At 62.2% G+C, this 16,462-nt stretch carries 13 protein-coding genes, 1 tRNA gene and 2 pseudogenes; 8 read left to right on the top strand and 8 right to left on the bottom strand.

Going from position 1 to position 16,462, the window contains the following annotated elements:
- Window positions 1-93: 93 nt before the first annotated feature.
- From ACR9ZC_RS24140 to ACR9ZC_RS24120, 5 genes are all read right to left on the bottom strand, one after another.
- A complete protein-coding gene (locus tag ACR9ZC_RS24140) occupies window positions 94-1,797 on the bottom strand; it encodes a DUF6538 domain-containing protein (RefSeq protein ID WP_481582194.1) in 1,704 nt (567 codons plus the stop codon).
- 175 nt (window positions 1,798-1,972) lie between these two features.
- Window positions 1,973-2,049, bottom strand: a tRNA-Met gene (locus ACR9ZC_RS24135).
- Between the two features lie 111 nt (window positions 2,050-2,160).
- Window positions 2,161-3,819 carry an MFS transporter gene (locus tag ACR9ZC_RS24130; protein WP_331566951.1) on the bottom strand — a complete coding sequence of 553 codons (1,659 nt, stop codon included), beginning with the start codon at window positions 3,817-3,819 and terminating at the stop codon, window positions 2,161-2,163.
- 255 nt (window positions 3,820-4,074) lie between these two features.
- Complete coding sequence (locus ACR9ZC_RS24125) at window positions 4,075-5,685, bottom strand: sensor histidine kinase N-terminal domain-containing protein (RefSeq protein ID WP_481582193.1); 1,611 nt, start codon at window positions 5,683-5,685, stop codon at window positions 4,075-4,077.
- A 7-nt stretch (window positions 5,686-5,692) separates the two neighbouring features.
- Window positions 5,693-6,484: a response regulator gene (locus ACR9ZC_RS24120; protein WP_481582192.1), complete on the bottom strand. Its 792-nt coding sequence runs from the start codon at window positions 6,482-6,484 to the stop codon at window positions 5,693-5,695.
- A gap of 255 nt (window positions 6,485-6,739) precedes the next feature.
- On the opposite strand from ACR9ZC_RS24120, the gene recA reads away from it, so the two are divergent.
- The 8 genes and pseudogenes from recA to ACR9ZC_RS24080 all read left to right on the top strand — a co-directional run bounded on the left by recA (window position 6,740) and on the right by ACR9ZC_RS24080 (window position 15,129).
- A complete protein-coding gene (gene recA / locus ACR9ZC_RS24115) occupies window positions 6,740-7,813 on the top strand; it encodes a recombinase RecA (protein WP_481582191.1) in 1,074 nt (357 codons plus the stop codon).
- A gap of 1 nt (window position 7,814) precedes the next feature.
- Window positions 7,815-8,339 (top strand): annotated as a pseudogene (recX, locus tag ACR9ZC_RS24110) (recombination regulator RecX); the annotation flags it as partial.
- A 525-nt stretch (window positions 8,340-8,864) separates the two neighbouring features.
- Window positions 8,865-10,034, top strand: a complete 1,170-nt coding sequence (gene sucC / locus ACR9ZC_RS24105; protein WP_331566943.1) for an ADP-forming succinate--CoA ligase subunit beta — start codon at window positions 8,865-8,867, stop codon at window positions 10,032-10,034.
- Between the two features lie 41 nt (window positions 10,035-10,075).
- Entirely contained in the window at window positions 10,076-10,957 is an 882-nt protein-coding gene (sucD, locus tag ACR9ZC_RS24100) for a succinate--CoA ligase subunit alpha (RefSeq protein ID WP_173261369.1), read from the top strand.
- Between the two features lie 271 nt (window positions 10,958-11,228).
- Complete coding sequence (locus ACR9ZC_RS24095) at window positions 11,229-11,945, top strand: TerC family protein (RefSeq protein WP_481582756.1); 717 nt, start codon at window positions 11,229-11,231, stop codon at window positions 11,943-11,945.
- 119 nt (window positions 11,946-12,064) lie between these two features.
- Complete coding sequence (locus ACR9ZC_RS24090) at window positions 12,065-12,649, top strand: pilin (protein ID WP_440560968.1); 585 nt, start codon at window positions 12,065-12,067, stop codon at window positions 12,647-12,649.
- A gap of 117 nt (window positions 12,650-12,766) precedes the next feature.
- A complete protein-coding gene (locus tag ACR9ZC_RS24085) occupies window positions 12,767-14,542 on the top strand; it encodes a PglL family O-oligosaccharyltransferase (RefSeq protein ID WP_481582190.1) in 1,776 nt (591 codons plus the stop codon).
- A 164-nt stretch (window positions 14,543-14,706) separates the two neighbouring features.
- Window positions 14,707-15,129 carry a signal peptide protein gene (locus tag ACR9ZC_RS24080; protein WP_481582189.1) on the top strand — a complete coding sequence of 141 codons (423 nt, stop codon included), beginning with the start codon at window positions 14,707-14,709 and terminating at the stop codon, window positions 15,127-15,129.
- A gap of 63 nt (window positions 15,130-15,192) precedes the next feature.
- Here the strand turns inward: ACR9ZC_RS24080 and ACR9ZC_RS24075 are convergent, their stop codons facing one another.
- From ACR9ZC_RS24075 to ACR9ZC_RS24065, 3 genes and pseudogenes are all read right to left on the bottom strand, one after another.
- Complete coding sequence (locus ACR9ZC_RS24075; protein ID WP_481582188.1) at window positions 15,193-15,444, bottom strand: hypothetical protein; 252 nt, start codon at window positions 15,442-15,444, stop codon at window positions 15,193-15,195.
- On the bottom strand, window positions 15,441-15,986 hold the full coding sequence (locus tag ACR9ZC_RS24070) for a tlde1 domain-containing protein (protein ID WP_481582187.1): 546 nt from the start codon (window positions 15,984-15,986) through the stop codon (window positions 15,441-15,443). Before ACR9ZC_RS24070 ends, ACR9ZC_RS24075 begins: the two co-directional genes overlap by 4 nt.
- Before the next feature lie 112 nt (window positions 15,987-16,098).
- Window positions 16,099-16,338, bottom strand: a pseudogene (locus tag ACR9ZC_RS24065) (cyclic pyranopterin monophosphate synthase MoaC); the annotation flags it as partial.
- Window positions 16,339-16,462 lie beyond the last annotated feature (124 nt).

The following is a 16,462-nucleotide window of genomic DNA, read 5'->3' as shown; positions in this document are numbered from 1 at the left end:
AGACGGCTCTACCTCGCATAAAAAGAAGCCGACCGCATTGAACGGCGGCCGGCTCCGCGAACTTGGCGCGGTATCCCGGAACCTGGGCCTTGGTTATGCCTGACCCGCGCAGGGCAGGTGGCTCAATTGCAAGCCCGGAAAATCCAGCTTTTCCATCGCCTCGATGAGCAGTGCAAAGGGCAGCCGTTTGAACCCGCCTTCCTTCTTGCCATAACGGCTGTCAGGCGCGTGCCCAATCAGTTCGTCGATGACGTGTCCGCTGATGCCCGTCAGCTCGCCAAACGTCTGGAACGTGTGGCGAAAACTGTGATACACGAGCGCCGGGTCCGTGAGGCCGATGGGCGAGCGCAGGTATTCATTGAACCAATTGCTGAACACCGCACCGCGCTTCTGGTACTGGTTGGTCGAGAGGTCGGGAAAGAGCCATGCCGAGCCGCCGGCTGGCCGGCGGGATTCGACGTGGTCGAGCCAGCCAAGCCGGAGCAGATTGCGGTGGACCGGGACGTGGCGCATGACAGTCCGGTTCCCGGTGCGACTCTCGCGCTTCGAGTCGTGCAGGTGCAGACACCATACGCCCTCGCGCTGGACCACGTCCGCGACCGTGAGGCGGCACAGGTCTTCGACCCGGGCGCCGGTATGCGGACCAAGTAGCGGCAGCCAGTAGGCGGCCTCGCCACCTCCTTTGCCCGGACGATGGCCCCGCGTATACACGGGGCAGGAGAAGACCTGGTTCAACTGGTCCACCGTGAATGCGTTGCGTACCGTCTTACGATTGAGCTCGACCACCTTGGCGGGATATTTCATGCCGCTGAACGGGTTGCTGGCCAGCTGCGTCAATTTCTTGCGCATGGCGAGCGTGGCGAGCGGCGACAGCAACGACAGAATCGTGTTCACGCGGCCGTGCTCGACCTCGTCCTTCTCGAGGCAGAGCGTCTTGAATCGTTCAACGTGGTCGGACGTCAGGGCCGACAGGGGCAGCTCGCCCACATGCGACTTGAAGCGCTGTATCTGCGTCGTCACGTCATGGACGGTTTTCGGCGAAGGCATGCGCTCCTCCTTCCAGCATTTCAGGGCGGCTTCCCACGTATCGTTTTCGTCGACCAGGGGAATCAGCTCGGGCGTCTCGCTGACTTCGCCATCGAGGCGCCGCAGCTCTTCTTCCACGACAGCCAGCTGCGCATCGGCAATCGCCTTCAACAGCGTGACAAACTCCGTCGACGCAGCGGGCAGCCAGGCGCGCTCCCACATCAGATGCTCCTCGACGGACTCGCGGACGTCCGAAAAGTCGTCCGACGCCCGGGCCCGGCGCAGATGCTTGCGAGCCTCGAGCAAGAAGGCTCGGTGTGCCTCGTCGTCGTAGTCGTCTTTGTCGGCTTCGGCTTCGTCGCTCTCTTTCTCGAAGTAAGTTGGACGTGCTTCGTCGTCGTTCGCCAGCGCGTTGACGGTGTAGCGCTCGACCAGCCGGGGAATGTGCAGGGCGTGAAGGCGCGTCGTGCCCGGCGGCTGTACGGTCGGGTGATACGGGTGAGGCTCATCGTCGACGGCGCGCATTCCGTGCGGCAACCAGGCGTCTGCTGCCATGGCGGCCGAGGCGGCCGCCGCCCGCGCCGGAGCGACGAGACGCTCATACTCGAGGGCGGCCATCGGCAGGCGGGTGATGGCCTCGGTCCGGCAGGGCGTTTCCAGGCTCACCCAAATTTCAGTTTTCTGGAGCTGCGCGCGCAGCTCGAGCGGCACCTTGCGGCGGAAGTAGTAATGGGCCGAATCGGCGCGGGTGGTCAGGTAGGGATGTTTCACGGTGTGCTCTCCACGTTGAGGTAACAGTGGCGTGTAGCACCCGCTCCCGGAAAACCGCCCGCATCTAAAACGATTGGCCGCTTTAGATGCGTAACGCGCCTGTTCGGGCGCATTACCGGCGTTCCAAAACAAAAAAGCCGCTGAACCTTGCGGAACAGCGGCTTTTTCTTGAAGCTGGTGGCGAATCAGGGATTCGAACCCCGGACCTGCGGATTATGATTCCGTCGCTCTAACCGACTGAGCTAATTCGCCGAAAGAAGGACGATTATCGTTAGGACGGGCGGCGCTGTCAAGTGCTGGGATTCATCCGTGTCCCACCCCTTGCAAACCTCACCCGCCGTTGGTCCCTCGCCGCTCCCCGCCTCAATCCCGCGAGTAGATATTGGAGTCCTTCGTCTCCTTGACGAACAGCATCCCGATCACGAACGTGATCAACGCCACCGCCACCGGATACCAGAGCCCCGAGTAGATATTTCCCTGGGTCGCAACGATCGCGAACGCCGTCGCCGGCAGGAAGCCGCCGAACCAGCCGTTGCCGATGTGATAGGGCAGCGACATCGACGTGTACCGAATCCGCGTCGGGAACATCTCCACGAGCATCGCCGCGATCGGACCGTACACCATCGTCACGTAGATCACGAGCAGCGTCAGGATCACCACCGTCATCGGCCAGTTCAACTGCGACGGATCGGCCTTCGCCGGGTACCCCGCACCCTTGAGCGTCGAGGCCAGCGTCTTCGTGAACGCCGCGCCTTTCGCTTTCGCGTCGGGCGCCTTGCCGTCATAGGACTCCAGCACCGCATCCCCCACCTTCACCTGGGCGATGGTGCCCGCGGGCGCTGCCACGTTCGAGTAGTTCAAGCCCGATTTCGCCAACGCGCTCTTCGCGATGTCGCAAGAACTCGTGAAGCTCGCGGTGCCGACGGGGTTGAACTGGAACGAGCACTCGTCCGGATTGGCGACGACGACGATGGGCGACTTTTGCGTCGCGGCTTCCAACGCCGGATTGGCAAAGTGCGTGAGTGCCTTGAACAGCGGGAAGTAGGTCAGTGCGGCAATCAGGCAGCCGGCCATGATGATCGGCTTGCGGCCGATACGATCCGACAGCGAACCGAAGAACACGAAAAACGGCGTGCCGATCAACAAGGCCAACGCGATCAGGATATTGGCGCTCGCGCCATCCACCTTGAGCGTCTGCGTCAGGAAAAAGAGCGCATAGAACTGGCCCGTGTACCAGACCACGGCCTGGCCGGCCGTCAAGCCGATGAGCGCAAGAATCACGATCTTCAGGTTCTTCCACTGGCCGAATGCCTCGGTGAGCGGTGCCTTCGAAGTCTTGCCCTCAGCCTTGATTCGGAGGAACGCCGGCGATTCGCTCAGTTGCAGCCGGATCCAGACCGACACGGCGAGCAGGAGCAGCGATGCGATGAACGGAATACGCCAGCCCCAGCTCGCGAACGATTCTTCGCCGATGGACGTGCGAATGCCGAGAATCACGAGCAGCGAGAGGAACAGGCCGAGCGTGGCCGTCGTCTGGATCCACGACGTGTAGTAGCCGCGCCGGTTGGCCGGGGCATGTTCAGCGACATAGGTTGCCGCGCCGCCGTACTCACCGCCGAGCGCGAGGCCCTGCAAAAGCCGCATTGCGATGAAGATCACCGGAGACGCAAACCCTATCGACGCATATCCCGGCAGGAGGCCGACCACGAACGTCGAGAGACCCATGATCACGATCGTGATCAAGAACGTGTGCTTGCGGCCGACAAGATCGCCGAGCCGACCGAACACGAGTGCGCCGAACGGCCGCACGGCAAAGCCGGCCGCGAAACCGAGCAACGTAAAGATGAAGCCGGCGGTGGGATTGACGCCCGCGAAAAAGCTCTTGCTGATATAGACGGCGAGCGAGCCCGCCAGATAGAAGTCGTACCACTCGAAAACAGTGCCGAGCGACGACGCGAAGATCACCTTCTTCTCGTCGGCGCTCATCGGCGCGTGCGAAATGTGCCCGCCTACCGTTGCCATGTGTGTCTCCTCATATTGGACAGCAGTTCCATATGTCCAAATTTGGGACACACGGCTGCTTGCGGTCGATTATTGGGAGGCAAACTTACGTCGGACTGACGCCAGGACCGGCTGCTGGTTTACGCCTACGCTAATGGGCGTTTAAGGTATCGTCGGATATTTGTCTGGAACATCGCCCAAATTCGCCTAAAACCGTTCTGCGAAGGGCGCGCTGACGGCGGGCTGCCCACATGCCCGGAATCGGGCCGGCAATATTCAGGGTAAATCCGGGGTGCCTTCGATGAGCGGCAGACTGATTCGCACGAGCGTGCCCGCGAGCCGGGGCGAGGTTTGGTAGACATGGTCGTCGATCGTCAGCGTGCCCCCGTGCATCGTCGAGATTTCCCGCACGATGGCCAGCCCGAGCCCGCTTCCGTCCCCTTCACGCCCGAGAATCCGATAGAACCGCTCGACGACTTTCGGCCGCTCCGCAGGGGCGATGCCGGGTCCCGTGTCCTCGACTTCGAGATGAACCAACCGCTTGTCGCGCGCGAGCACCACGCGCACGGTGATGCGCCCGCCAGTCGGGGTATAGCGGATGGCGTTATCGATCACGTTCGAAAGCATCTCGCGAAGCATGACGGCATTACCGGCGACCATGGCGGGCGGATCGCGGCCCTCCTCGGGGCCCTCGTAGCCGAGATCCATCTGTTTGGCCAGCGCGGCGCGTACCCAGTCGCGCACAGCCAATCGCGCGAGATGCGCAATCTCGATGGGCGCGAAGATTTGCCCCGACATGCGATTTTCGGCGCGCGCGAGGGCGAGCAACTGAGTCACGAGCCGCGCCGCCTGGTCGGAACTTGCCGCAATCTGTTCGAGCGATAGGCGCACCTCGGGCGACACGTCCTGCCGCAATGCCAACTCGGCTTGCGTGTGCAGCCCAGCAAGCGGCGTTTTCATCTGATGCGCCGCATCGGCAATGAAGCGCTTTTGCAGATCGATGTTTTGCGCGAGGCGCGTGAGCAGATCGTTGAACGAGGTGACGAGCGGCTCGATCTCGGGTGGCGCACGCTGCGCTTCGAGTGGCGACAAGTCGTCGGGCCGGCGCGCGCGCAAGTTGGCCTGCAGCGCCGTCAGCGGCGCAAGCCCGCGCGAAAGGCCGAACCATACCAACACGATCGCAAGCGGCAGAATCACGAACTGCGGCAGGATCACGCCCTTGATGATGTCGTTGGCGAGCGCGCTGCGCTTGTCGAACGTTTCGCCGACCTGCACCAGCACCGTTTGCCCGGCCGGAGAGACCGGCAATTCGACGCTCGTATACGCGATACGGATATCGTTGCCGTGCAAGATCGCGTCACGGAATTCGACGATACCGGGCTGAGGGCGATCGTCATCGGCCGGCTGCGGCATATCGGGCACGCCGGCAACGAGCTCGCCGCGTGTGCCGAGCACCTGGTAGAAAACCTTGTCGGTGTTGTCGCCATTCAGAAAGTCGCGCGCGGCAGCGGGCAGCGAGAGTTCCGCCACGCCGCCCACCGGATGGATCTGGCGCGCGAGCACATAGGCATCGGTCTCGAGCGCGCGATCGAACGGACCATTGGCGATCGTCTTCGCCACGAGGTAGGTCACCGCAATGCTCATCGGCCAGAGCAGCAACAGCGGCGCGAGCATCCAGTCGAGAATTTCCCCGAAAAGCGAGCGCGGTCGCTCCGGCCCGCCCGCATCGGCTTCGTCGGGCGGTGCGTACGGATTGGCGGCGTGCGTATGCGCGGCGCTGTCGGGTGTCTTGCTCGCTGCCGCGGATGCGTCGTGCGAGCCGGCCGAGGGTGCCGGGCGCGAGCGCGGTGGCGCGCCGTCGTCCTGTGTCGAGACGCGCGAACCCATTACATGCCTACTTGGATGCAGGTTTTGCGGCGGAATCGGTCGCACGGGGCGCGGTGGGTGCCGTGGCGGCGGCAGCAGCACCATCGGCGGTGCTCTGGGACGGCGCGTCGGCTACCGGTCCGTTCGAGCTTGCGGCGGGCTTTTCGAGGCAATAGCCGAGCCCTCGCACCGTGATGATGCGCACGCCGCTCGGCTCGATCTTTTTGCGCAGACGATGCACGTACACTTCGATTGCGTTGTTGCTGACTTCCTCGCCCCACTCGCACAGATGATCGACGAGCTGTTCCTTCGAAACCAGCCGCCCGATCCGCTGCAGCAATATTTCCAGCACGCCGAGTTCGCGCGCGGAGAGATCGACCACCTGATCGCTCACATAGGCGATGCGCCCGACCTGATCGAACGCGAGCGAGCCGTGGCGGATGACGGTCGGCCCGCCGCCCGTGCCGCGGCGCGTCAGCGCGCGGACGCGCGCTTCGAGTTCGTTCAGATGAAAAGGCTTGGCCATGTAGTCGTCGGCGCCGAGATCGAGCCCTTTCACGCGCTCGTCGACGCTATCCGCGGCCGTCAGAATCAGTACGGGCAGGCTCGAATTGCGCGCGCGCAGACGGCGCAGCACTTCCAGCCCCGACATGCGCGGCAACCCCAGATCGAGAATCAGCAGATCGAACGTCTGCATCGAAAGGGCGGCGTCGGCCTCGCTGCCGCCCTTGACGTGATCGACGGCATAGCCCGATTGGCGGAGTGATCGGACGAGGCCGTCCGCGAGTATGCTGTCGTCTTCGGCAATGAGTATTCGCATGATGCGCGGGCTGGCCGGCTCGTCGGCGTCGAGCCCGACAGGCCGCAGTCTCCAATGTATTTCGAGGTCTCGCCGCGGCCGGAGCAACCGAAAGTTGCGCCGTGCTCGCCGCCCGGCTCGTTGCCGCCATGCAAATCCGCGTTGTACCGGGCTTGCAAAGAACCCTGTTTTTTTATACAGTACTTGCGTTTCGTGTGCCGGCCAGTACTCGGCCCGCCCGCCACAGACGCCGCTCATCATAGCAAAGGACGATTCATGGAAGAAAGCAAGAAAGGCTCGGCTGGACTGACGGCTGAAAAGAGCAAGGCGCTGGCCGCCGCGCTCGCGCAGATCGAAAAGCAGTTCGGCAAAGGGTCGGTCATGCGGCTCGGCGATGGCGAAGTGGCCGAAGACATCCAGGTGGTCTCCACGGGCTCGCTCGGCCTCGATATCGCGCTTGGTGTCGGCGGCCTGCCGCGTGGGCGTGTGGTCGAGATCTACGGTCCCGAATCGTCGGGCAAGACGACGCTGACGCTGCAAGTCATTGCCGAGATGCAAAAGCTCGGCGGCACGGCGGCGTTCATCGATGCCGAGCACGCGCTCGATATCCAATATGCGGCGAAGCTCGGCGTGAACGTGAACGATCTGCTCGTGTCGCAGCCCGACACGGGCGAGCAGGCGCTTGAAATTGCCGACGCGCTCGTGCGCTCGGGCTCGATCGACATGATCGTGATCGATTCGGTCGCGGCGCTCGTGCCGAAGGCGGAAATCGAAGGCGAGATGGGCGATTCGCTGCCGGGCCTGCAGGCGCGCCTGATGTCGCAGGCGCTGCGCAAGCTCACGGGCACGATCAAGCGTACCAATTGCCTCGTGATCTTCATCAACCAGATCCGTATGAAGATCGGCGTGATGTTCGGCAACCCCGAAACCACCACGGGCGGCAATGCGCTCAAGTTCTATGCTTCGGTGCGGCTCGACATCCGCCGTATCGGTTCGATCAAGAAGAACGACGAAGTCATTGGCAACGAGACTCGCGTGAAGGTGGTCAAGAACAAGGTCTCGCCGCCGTTCCGCGAAGCGATTTTCGACATCTTGTATGGCGAGGGTATTTCGCGCCAGGGCGAGATCATCGATCTCGGCGTACAAGCGAAGATCGTCGACAAGGCCGGCGCCTGGTACAGCTACAGCGGTGAGCGCATCGGCCAGGGCAAGGACAACGCGCGCGAATTCCTGCGCGAGAATCCCGATATCGCGCGCGAGATCGAAAACCGCATCCGTGAGTCGCTGGGCGTCAATGCCATGCCACCGGCGGCCGATGCAGGCGTCGCAGTAGCCGGCGAAGAGGAGTAAGCGCCGCGTGATGCGCAAGGTCCGCGCTGCATCGGGTACCGTCGGTGCCGCCGCGCGCGGACAGCGCTCGCTTCGGGCGCGCGCCCTCGATTACCTGTCGAGGCGCGAATACAGCCGTGTCGAGTTGTCGCGCAAGTTGTCTCAGTTTGCCGAACCCGAAGAATCGGTCGAGGCGCTCGTCGATTCACTCGAGCGCGAGGGCTGGCTGTCCGATGCCCGGTTCGTCGAAAGCGTCGTGCATCGGCGTGCTCAGCGGATGGGCACGACGCGCATCGTCAGCGAATTGCGCCGGCATGCCGTTGACGATTCGCTCGTCGAGGCGGTTGGCTCGAAGCTTCGCGAAACTGAACTCGCGCGCGCCTTGGCGGTCTGGCGCAAGAAATTCGGTACGCTCCCGCAAACGCCTGCCGAGCGCGCGAAACAAGCGCGCTTTTTGGCGATGCGCGGATTTTCACAGGCTATCGCCATGCAGATTCTCAAGGGCCAGGGCGAGCCTGATGAGTCGAGCGACTGGAGCGACGGCTAGTCGCGATCGCATCGTACAGCCATCCGTGACGAGGTTCCTGGGCGCTCCCGGGGGACTGGACGCTCGGGCCAGCCAGCGTTCCGAGCGATGGTTCCCACTATGCTAAAATCTTCGGGTTTCCTCGCCAGCCGTCTTCCCTCCCATGCCGCCTTTACCGCCCGTGTCCCGCCCGTTGCGCTGTCATTCACGCGCGATTCGAGCGGAAGCCTTCGGGCGCGAGGATGGCCTCCGGGACATCGGGACGCGTCTGACCGACCACCCGCCTCGTGTCGAGGCGAATAGGGTGCAGTGTCCCTGTCCCCTCGAAGTTTCCCCTCTCGCCTACCGCGCCCGCGTCGGGCTCAAATTCCCCGATTACTTTTGCCGCCGCTCGATACGTCACCTGCCTGCACAGGCTGGGGCGTGCATGGCGCAGCGAGGCGAAGGTGGTACGCGCGCAGATACGGACGAGGCCGGCACGACCGGTGCCAGGGCAGCCAGCGATTACGAAGTTCAATCCAACTCTTAGACTGAAGGGAATCACGCATGAAGATTCACGAGTACCAGGGTAAGGAAATCCTGCGGAAATTCGGCGTCGCGGTACCGCGCGGCAAGCCCGTGTTTTCTGTGGATGACGCGGTGAAAGCCGCCGAGGAGCTCGGTGGCCCGGTCTGGGTCGTCAAGGCGCAGATTCACGCGGGCGGCCGTGGCAAGGGCGGCGGCGTGAAGGTCGCGAAATCGCTCGAGCAGGTGCGCGAGTACGCGAACCAGATCCTCGGGATGCAGCTCGTCACGCATCAGACTGGCGCGGAAGGCCAGAAGGTCAACCGTCTGCTGATCGAAGAAGGCGCGGACATCAAGAAGGAGCTGTATGTCGGCCTCGTGATCGACCGCGTTTCGCAAAAGATCGTCGTCATGGGTTCGAGCGAAGGCGGCATGGACATCGAGGAAGTCGCCGCGAAGACGCCCGAAGCGATCCACAAGGTCGCCGTCGATCCGGCCACGGGCCTCGCCGATGCGCAGGCCGATGAGCTCGCGAAGAAGATTGGCGTACCCGACGCATCGGTGCCGCAAGCCCGCGCGATTCTGCAAGGTCTTTACAAGGCCTTCTGGGAAACGGACGCATCGCTTGCCGAAATCAACCCGTTGATTCTGACGGGCGACGGCAAGGTGATCGCGCTCGACGCCAAGTTCAACTTCGATTCGAACGCGCTCTTCCGTCACCCCGAGATCGTCGCCTACCGCGATCTGGATGAAGAGGATCCGGCCGAAGTCGAAGCCTCGAAGTTCGATCTCGCCTACATCTCGCTCGACGGCAACATCGGCTGTCTCGTGAACGGTGCAGGCCTGGCGATGGCAACGATGGACACCATCAAACTGTTCGGCGGCGAACCGGCCAACTTCCTCGATGTCGGCGGCGGCGCCACGACCGAGAAGGTCACCGAAGCGTTCAAGCTGATGCTGAAAAACCCGGGCCTGAAGGCCATCCTCGTCAACATCTTCGGCGGCATCATGCGCTGCGATGTGATTGCCGAAGGCGTCATTGCCGCCTCGAAGGCCGTGCATCTGCAAGTGCCGCTCGTCGTGCGCATGAAGGGCACGAACGAGGACCTCGGCAAGAAGATGCTCGCCGATTCGGGACTGCCGATCATTTCGGCGGACAGCATGGAAGAGGCTGCGCAGAAGGTCGTCGCGGCTGCCGAAGGCAAGGCGTAAGCGCCGCGTCGAAGCCACCGGATACGAACAGAGGTCAATACATGTCGATTCTGATCAACAAAGACACGAAGGTCATCACGCAAGGCATCACCGGCAAGACCGGGCAGTTCCATACGCGCGCATGCCGTGAATACGCGAACGGCCGCGAGGCGTTCGTCGCGGGTGTGAATCCGAAGAAGGCCGGCGAGGATTTCGAAGGCATTCCGATCTACGCGAGCGTGAAGGAAGCGAAGGCTGAAACGGGCGCGACGGTCTCGGTCATCTATGTGCCGCCGGCGGGTGCCGCGGCTGCGATCTGGGAAGCGGTGGAAGCCGATCTCGATCTCGCGATCTGCATCACGGAAGGCATTCCCGTGCGCGACATGATCGAGATCAAGGACCGCATGCGTCGTGAAAACCGCAAGACGCTGCTGCTCGGGCCGAACTGCCCGGGCACGATCACGCCCGACGAACTGAAGATCGGCATCATGCCGGGCCATATCCACCGGAAGGGGCGCATCGGCGTCGTGTCGCGTTCGGGCACGCTGACCTATGAAGCAGTGGGTCAGTTGACGGCGCTCGGCCTGGGTCAATCGTCGGCGGTCGGTATCGGCGGCGATCCGATCAACGGGTTGAAGCACATCGACGTCATGAAGATGTTCAACGACGATCCCGACACGGACGCCGTCATCATGATCGGCGAGATCGGCGGTCCGGACGAAGCGAACGCAGCGTACTGGATCAAAGACAACATGAAAAAGCCCGTCGTCGGCTTCATCGCCGGTGTAACGGCGCCTCCGGGCAAGCGCATGGGCCATGCTGGCGCGCTGATTTCGGGCGGTGCCGATACGGCCGAGGCAAAGCTCGAAATCATGGAAGCCTGTGGTATCAAGGTCACGAAGAATCCGTCGGAGATGGGGCGCTTGCTGAAGTCCATTCTCTGAGGCTGATTCGTTCGAACGCGTCGCTGTGGCGGGCATTGCCACGCCACACGATGCGTGCGACGGCACCTTATCGTCGGCATTTTTGGTATTCTTGCGAAATTCGTTCGTAAGCTTTCCGATAGCCGACAGGAAGCGAGGAAGCGCGGGTGGCTTCCTCGTTTTTTTTGCCCTACCAGCGTCAGTTCCAGGTTGTGCTTCGGCTTTACCGGTGCCGCACAAACTTACCGACATCGCCGTCCCAGGAATACCTTTTGCACCTATGCTCGATTCCATGATCGATTTTTTCTCGACGCTCCATTGGGGCGCCGTCATCCAGATTGTCATCATCGATATCCTGCTCGGCGGCGATAACGCCGTCGTGATCGCGCTTGCGTGCCGCAAGTTGCCTCCGGCGCAGCGTATGCAGGGGGTGCTGTGGGGAACGGCCGGCGCGATCGTGTTGCGCGTCGCGTTGATCGCTTTTGCCGTGGTGCTGCTCGATGTACCGCTGCTCAAGTTTGCGGGCGGCTTGCTGCTGCTCTGGATCGGCGTGCGACTTCTTGCGCCGGCCCACGATGCGCATGAGAACGTCAAACCGGCCGACAAACTCGTCGCGGCCATCAAGACGATTATCATCGCCGATGCGGTCATGAGCCTCGATAACGTCATCGCCATCGCCGGCGCCGCCGAGGCCGCCGATCCCCAACATCGGATCGCCCTGGTAATTTTCGGGCTCATCGTCAGCATTCCGCTCATCGTCTGGGGCAGCACGCTCGTGCTGAAATTGCTCGACCGTTTCCCTGTCATCGTGACGATCGGCGCGGCGCTGCTCGGCTGGATCGCCGGCGGGCTCATCATCAACGATCCGGCGGGCGATCGCTGGCCGCTGCTCGATTCCCCGGCGGCCGAATATGGCGCCAAGATCGCGGGCGCGTTGATCGTCGTCATCATCGGCTATGCGCTCAAACGGCGCATGCGGCGGCGAGAGCACGAGAGCCCGAGCCGTTAGCCGTTAGTCGCGTTAGCCGTTAGCCGTTCGGACGACTGCCGCGCGGCAGGCGCGCTGGCTATGCTCCCAACCGTTGTCCGCTCGATTCGAGCGGTCCTTCGGTTAGAGGAGAAATGCCGATGCCCGCCATCCGATTTCGGATTGTTCCGCTGCATGCCGTGTTGTCCCGCGTCTGGCGCGTTCCCTGCGCGCGCGGCGGATTCACGCTGATCGAGCTCATGATTGCGCTTGCGATCGTGGGCGTCGTGGCGGCCTATGCCGTCCCGGCCTATCAGGACTATCTGGCACGCAGCCGCGTGGGTGAAGGATTGTCGCTTGCTTCCGTGGCGCGACTTGCGGTTGCAGAGAACGCGGCGCTCGGTAACGCGCTCGATAGCGGCTATCTCTCGCCGCCCGCGACGCGCAACGTCGAATCCATCCACATCGACGACGAGAGCGGCCAGATATCGATCCGCTACACCGCGCGCATCGCCCCGGCCGGCAAGGAGACGCTTGTCCTCGTGCCTTCGGCGCCTGACGATCCCGCGTCCCCTACAGCCCGCGTCGCGCTGTCGAAAGGCGTCATGCAGGCCGGTGCGCTGAGCTGGGAATGCTTTGCCAGCGGTAAGGACGCATCGTCGCTGCCCGCACCGGGTTCCGGGCCCATGCCGCTCGATGTGGCCACATTGCCCCCTTCCGTTGCACCACCAGAGTGCCGCGCGTAAAAAAAGAAAGAAAAGTATCTCGCCGGAGCATTGCCGGGTGATGCGGGCACGCATCGGTCGCGCACAGCGAAAGGAATTTTTTGTATAGTGCGCCGATTGCCGATGCCCCCGTTCCTCATGACTTCTTCGTTCGCCCGTACTTTTTCATTTGCGCTGTTGGCACTTGCGGTATTGCTTCCTTACGCGGTGACCAACCACACCTACCCGATTCCGACTTTTTATTCCGAGTTTACGGCGCTCACGCTTTACCTGCTTGTCGGTGCGGCCGTGATCTGGCTCGCGCTGTGCGCGCGGCCCCGGCCGGCGTTCGGTACCCCGACCGTCGCGCTGGTGCCGCTTGCGTTCGGAGCAGTGCTGATCGCGCAAACCTTCTTGCTGCCGCTTGCGCAACCGTCGATGAACTGGCTGGGCGCCGGCTTTCTGCTCGCGGCGTTCATGGCGACGCATACGGGATTTGCATTCGCGCGCGCCGGTCAGTCAGAGGACATATTGCGCTGGATGGCATGGGCGCTCGTGATCGGCGGACTCTTTGCGGTGTTCTGCCAAGTCGTGCAGCTGCTTCATCTCGAGACGCGGTTCGCACCGTTCGTGGTGGCCTACAACGTGACCATCGAGCGGCGGCCGTTCGGCAACATGGCGCAAGCCAATCACCTGGCGACGGTCATTGCATTCGCGCTGGCCGCGGCGATGTTTCTCGTTCAGACGCGCAGGCTCAACCCGCTGCTATGGGGCATCGTTTCGGCGATTTACGTGCTCGGCCAGGCGTTGACTGTCTCGCGCGGCCCCTGGCTGCAAACGGGGGTGATCGTGGTGGCGGGCTTTTGGATGGCGATCGCCATTGCGCGGCGCGAAGGGGGGCGCGGACATGCACGCGAGTGGCTCATGCCATTTGCGCTCGTCGCGATTTTTATCGGCGTGAACATCGGGGTGCGCTGGGCCAACGCCGCGTATCACCTGGATCTCGACGTCTCCGCGGCGCATCGGTTTCAGGACAAGGGGCAATTCGTGTTGCGCCTTGCGATGTGGAAGTACGGATGGACGATGTTCCGGGGCCATCCGTGGCTCGGTGTCGGTTGGGGAGAGTTTCCGCGCTTTCAGTTCGAACTCGTCAAGCTGTTGGGCGATGTGGAGATCGCCAACAATTCGCACGACATTTTTATCGATCTGCTGGCCAAAACGGGCATCGTTGGGCTCGGGGTGCTGCTGATCGGCTTGATCGCGTGGCTGTTGCGCGTATTACTTGCGCCTCATACGGCAGCGCGCGTGTTCGGTCTCGCCTTGATCGGCGTGCTGATGATGCATGCACTGGTCGAATACCCGCAGCAGTACATGTTCTTTCTGCTGCCGGCAATGTTTGTCTTCGGCGTTCTCGAAACGAAACCGCTCGGATTCGTGCCGCCGCGCGTCTCGCTCGCGGTGCATGGCCTCATCGTCGCGGCGGGGCTCGCGGCGCTGCTACCGATCTACCGCGATTACGCGCGTGCGGAGGTGCTGTATTACGGAGCCCACCCCGCGGAGCAATATAGTGCCGACCCGTCGCGGCTTTTCTCGGCGTGGGGCGACTATGGCATGGCCACGTTGCTGCCGATCGACAGTCACGATCTGGCGGCCAAGCTCGCGATGCATCGCAAAGCAATCGCGCTGTTGCCGGGCGAGACGGTATTGCGGCGATACGCGGTGCTGCAGGCGCTCGACGGACGCGAGGCCGATGCCCTGGATACGGTGGAGCGGCTCAAGATATTTGCCGGCGTGCTGCGCGATTGGCCGGGGCAGCTTTCGGCGCTCTATGGCTTGTGCAACAACGTGCCGAAGCTCGCTGCGTTCAAAGCCGAACTGGTCAAGCGCTATGGCGTGCCGGAGCACTCGGATAGCGAGGATACGGAGGATGAGTGATTGCACGCAAGTTGCGGGCTGGCAGTACTCGCAGGTTGTGGGCGAACAATAGCTCGGGCATGATAGGGCGCAACTGAGGGCTTGCGATTTCCGTCGGCCGGCGGTGAACAACATTGCCGGGTATGTACTTCAACGCGTTTTTCACTCGTTTGGAGAGACTATCCATGTACAGAGTCTTCTTGCCGGTCGCTCTTGGCGCTCTTCTTGCGTCGTCTATTGCTTTCGGGCAAACGCAAGCGAATGCACCGGCTGCGGCGTCAGGGGCGATGCACGCGACTTGCCGGGATGGGACGCCGTACTCGGGCGCCACGCTGAAGGGCGCTTGCCGCGGGCACGGTGGCATCGATCGTAATGCGTCGTCGAAGGGGGCGAAGGCGGCCGCACCGGCGGCAGCGACGCCGATGACTTCGTCGCCGTCTCCTGTTACAGGCGGAGGCGCAGGGAAGGTCTGGGTCAATACCCCGACGAACGTCTATCACTGCCCGGGCGACAGGTACTACGGGAAGACCAAGAACGGTACGTATATGACGGAGGCGGAAGCCAAGGCCAAGGGTGCCCGCCCCGATCACGGGAAGGCATGCAAATAGCGTTGGTCGGGTAAAGGCGCTTTATGTCGGCGAACACCGGGATGTTCGCCGGCTTCAGGCGCGTTAATTCGGTGTTTGCGTTCGCTTCCGCCTCCGTATGACATAAACCAATGCCAGAACCACTATCACCGTCAGCGCATCGACGGCAGCCAGCACTTGTAATGGGTCCGTCCACTTATCCATGTTGGTGGTGCGGCTGTAGTATGGTGGCCCACTGCCGTATGCCTCGCTGACGTTAATCCAGTTGAACGTCACGACCGCTATCACCAAGGTAACGATGATCATCGTGATCAGTACACGGGTGGATCGATTCATCGGTACTGGACGGTGAGTGGAACGTAACAGTCGGAATCGCCGACTGCCGCTTTCAGATCGACCACAAACTTTTCCATCTGAGCATGTAGGTTAATACAACCTGCGCTGCCTGCGTGTGTGCCGCCATGAATGAAAAAACCACCTCGCCTAAACGTCTCTGTACCCGGGTACACGTGGATCGATAGCCGGTGGTCTCCCCAGGCCGCACGCGGCGCAATGCTGTACCAGCGGTTCGTCCACATTTGCGAGGGCTGCATCCAGTACCGGCCGGGTGGAATCGGGCCGACGCTACTTTCATGTTGCCGCGAGACCGAATAATCGAAGCCTCCACCACCCAAAGGCCGCCCCGAGACGGCTGCATAGCTGCGCGCTTGCGGGCCGATCATCGAGAGAAAGCGACCATCGAATTGGAGTAATACGCGTCCTCTGTTGCACGTCGGAACGCTCGGAATGCCGCGTTCCGCTGCGTAGGGAGTTGACATGGCATCGCGTTTTAGATTTTCGGTGCGCAGATTGTATTGGCGAACGAGTTCGGGAATCAACTCATATGATGGAGGTTTGGTTCTATGGACCCCAGGAACTCGGTCGATTCTATGCTGAAATGCACCTTGAATTTACCGTGGGCTGTCTGTCATTCATGGTCCATTCACTCGCTTATCGCGACGGGCGGCCACTGTATATTTTTAAGGGCGAGCATCTCGCGTGGAAAATTAGCGAAGTATTCGTTGTAACCAATCGCTTCTCCATCACCTTGACCTCGGTGATGACCGTCCCCCGATCCACCGCCTTGCACATGTCATAAACGGTCAATAACCCGACCTGCACGGCGGTCAACGCTTCCATCTCCACTCCGGTGCGCCCGAGGGTCTCGACCTGCGCTGTGCAATGCTCGCCCGTTCGATCTTGTCCCACTCAGTGATTAAAGTGGGACGGCAGTGGGACAGAATTGGGACAAGCGTTCCACTGCTGCGCCCGAAGTTTACGGGATTGGGTGGGTGTCTCGTCAAGAGATGTTTCA

This window comes from Trinickia sp. HAY1-2D (genome assembly GCF_056754935.1).
Note: the sequence above shows the minus strand (reverse complement) of the source record. Positions and strands in the feature narration are given on the sequence as shown.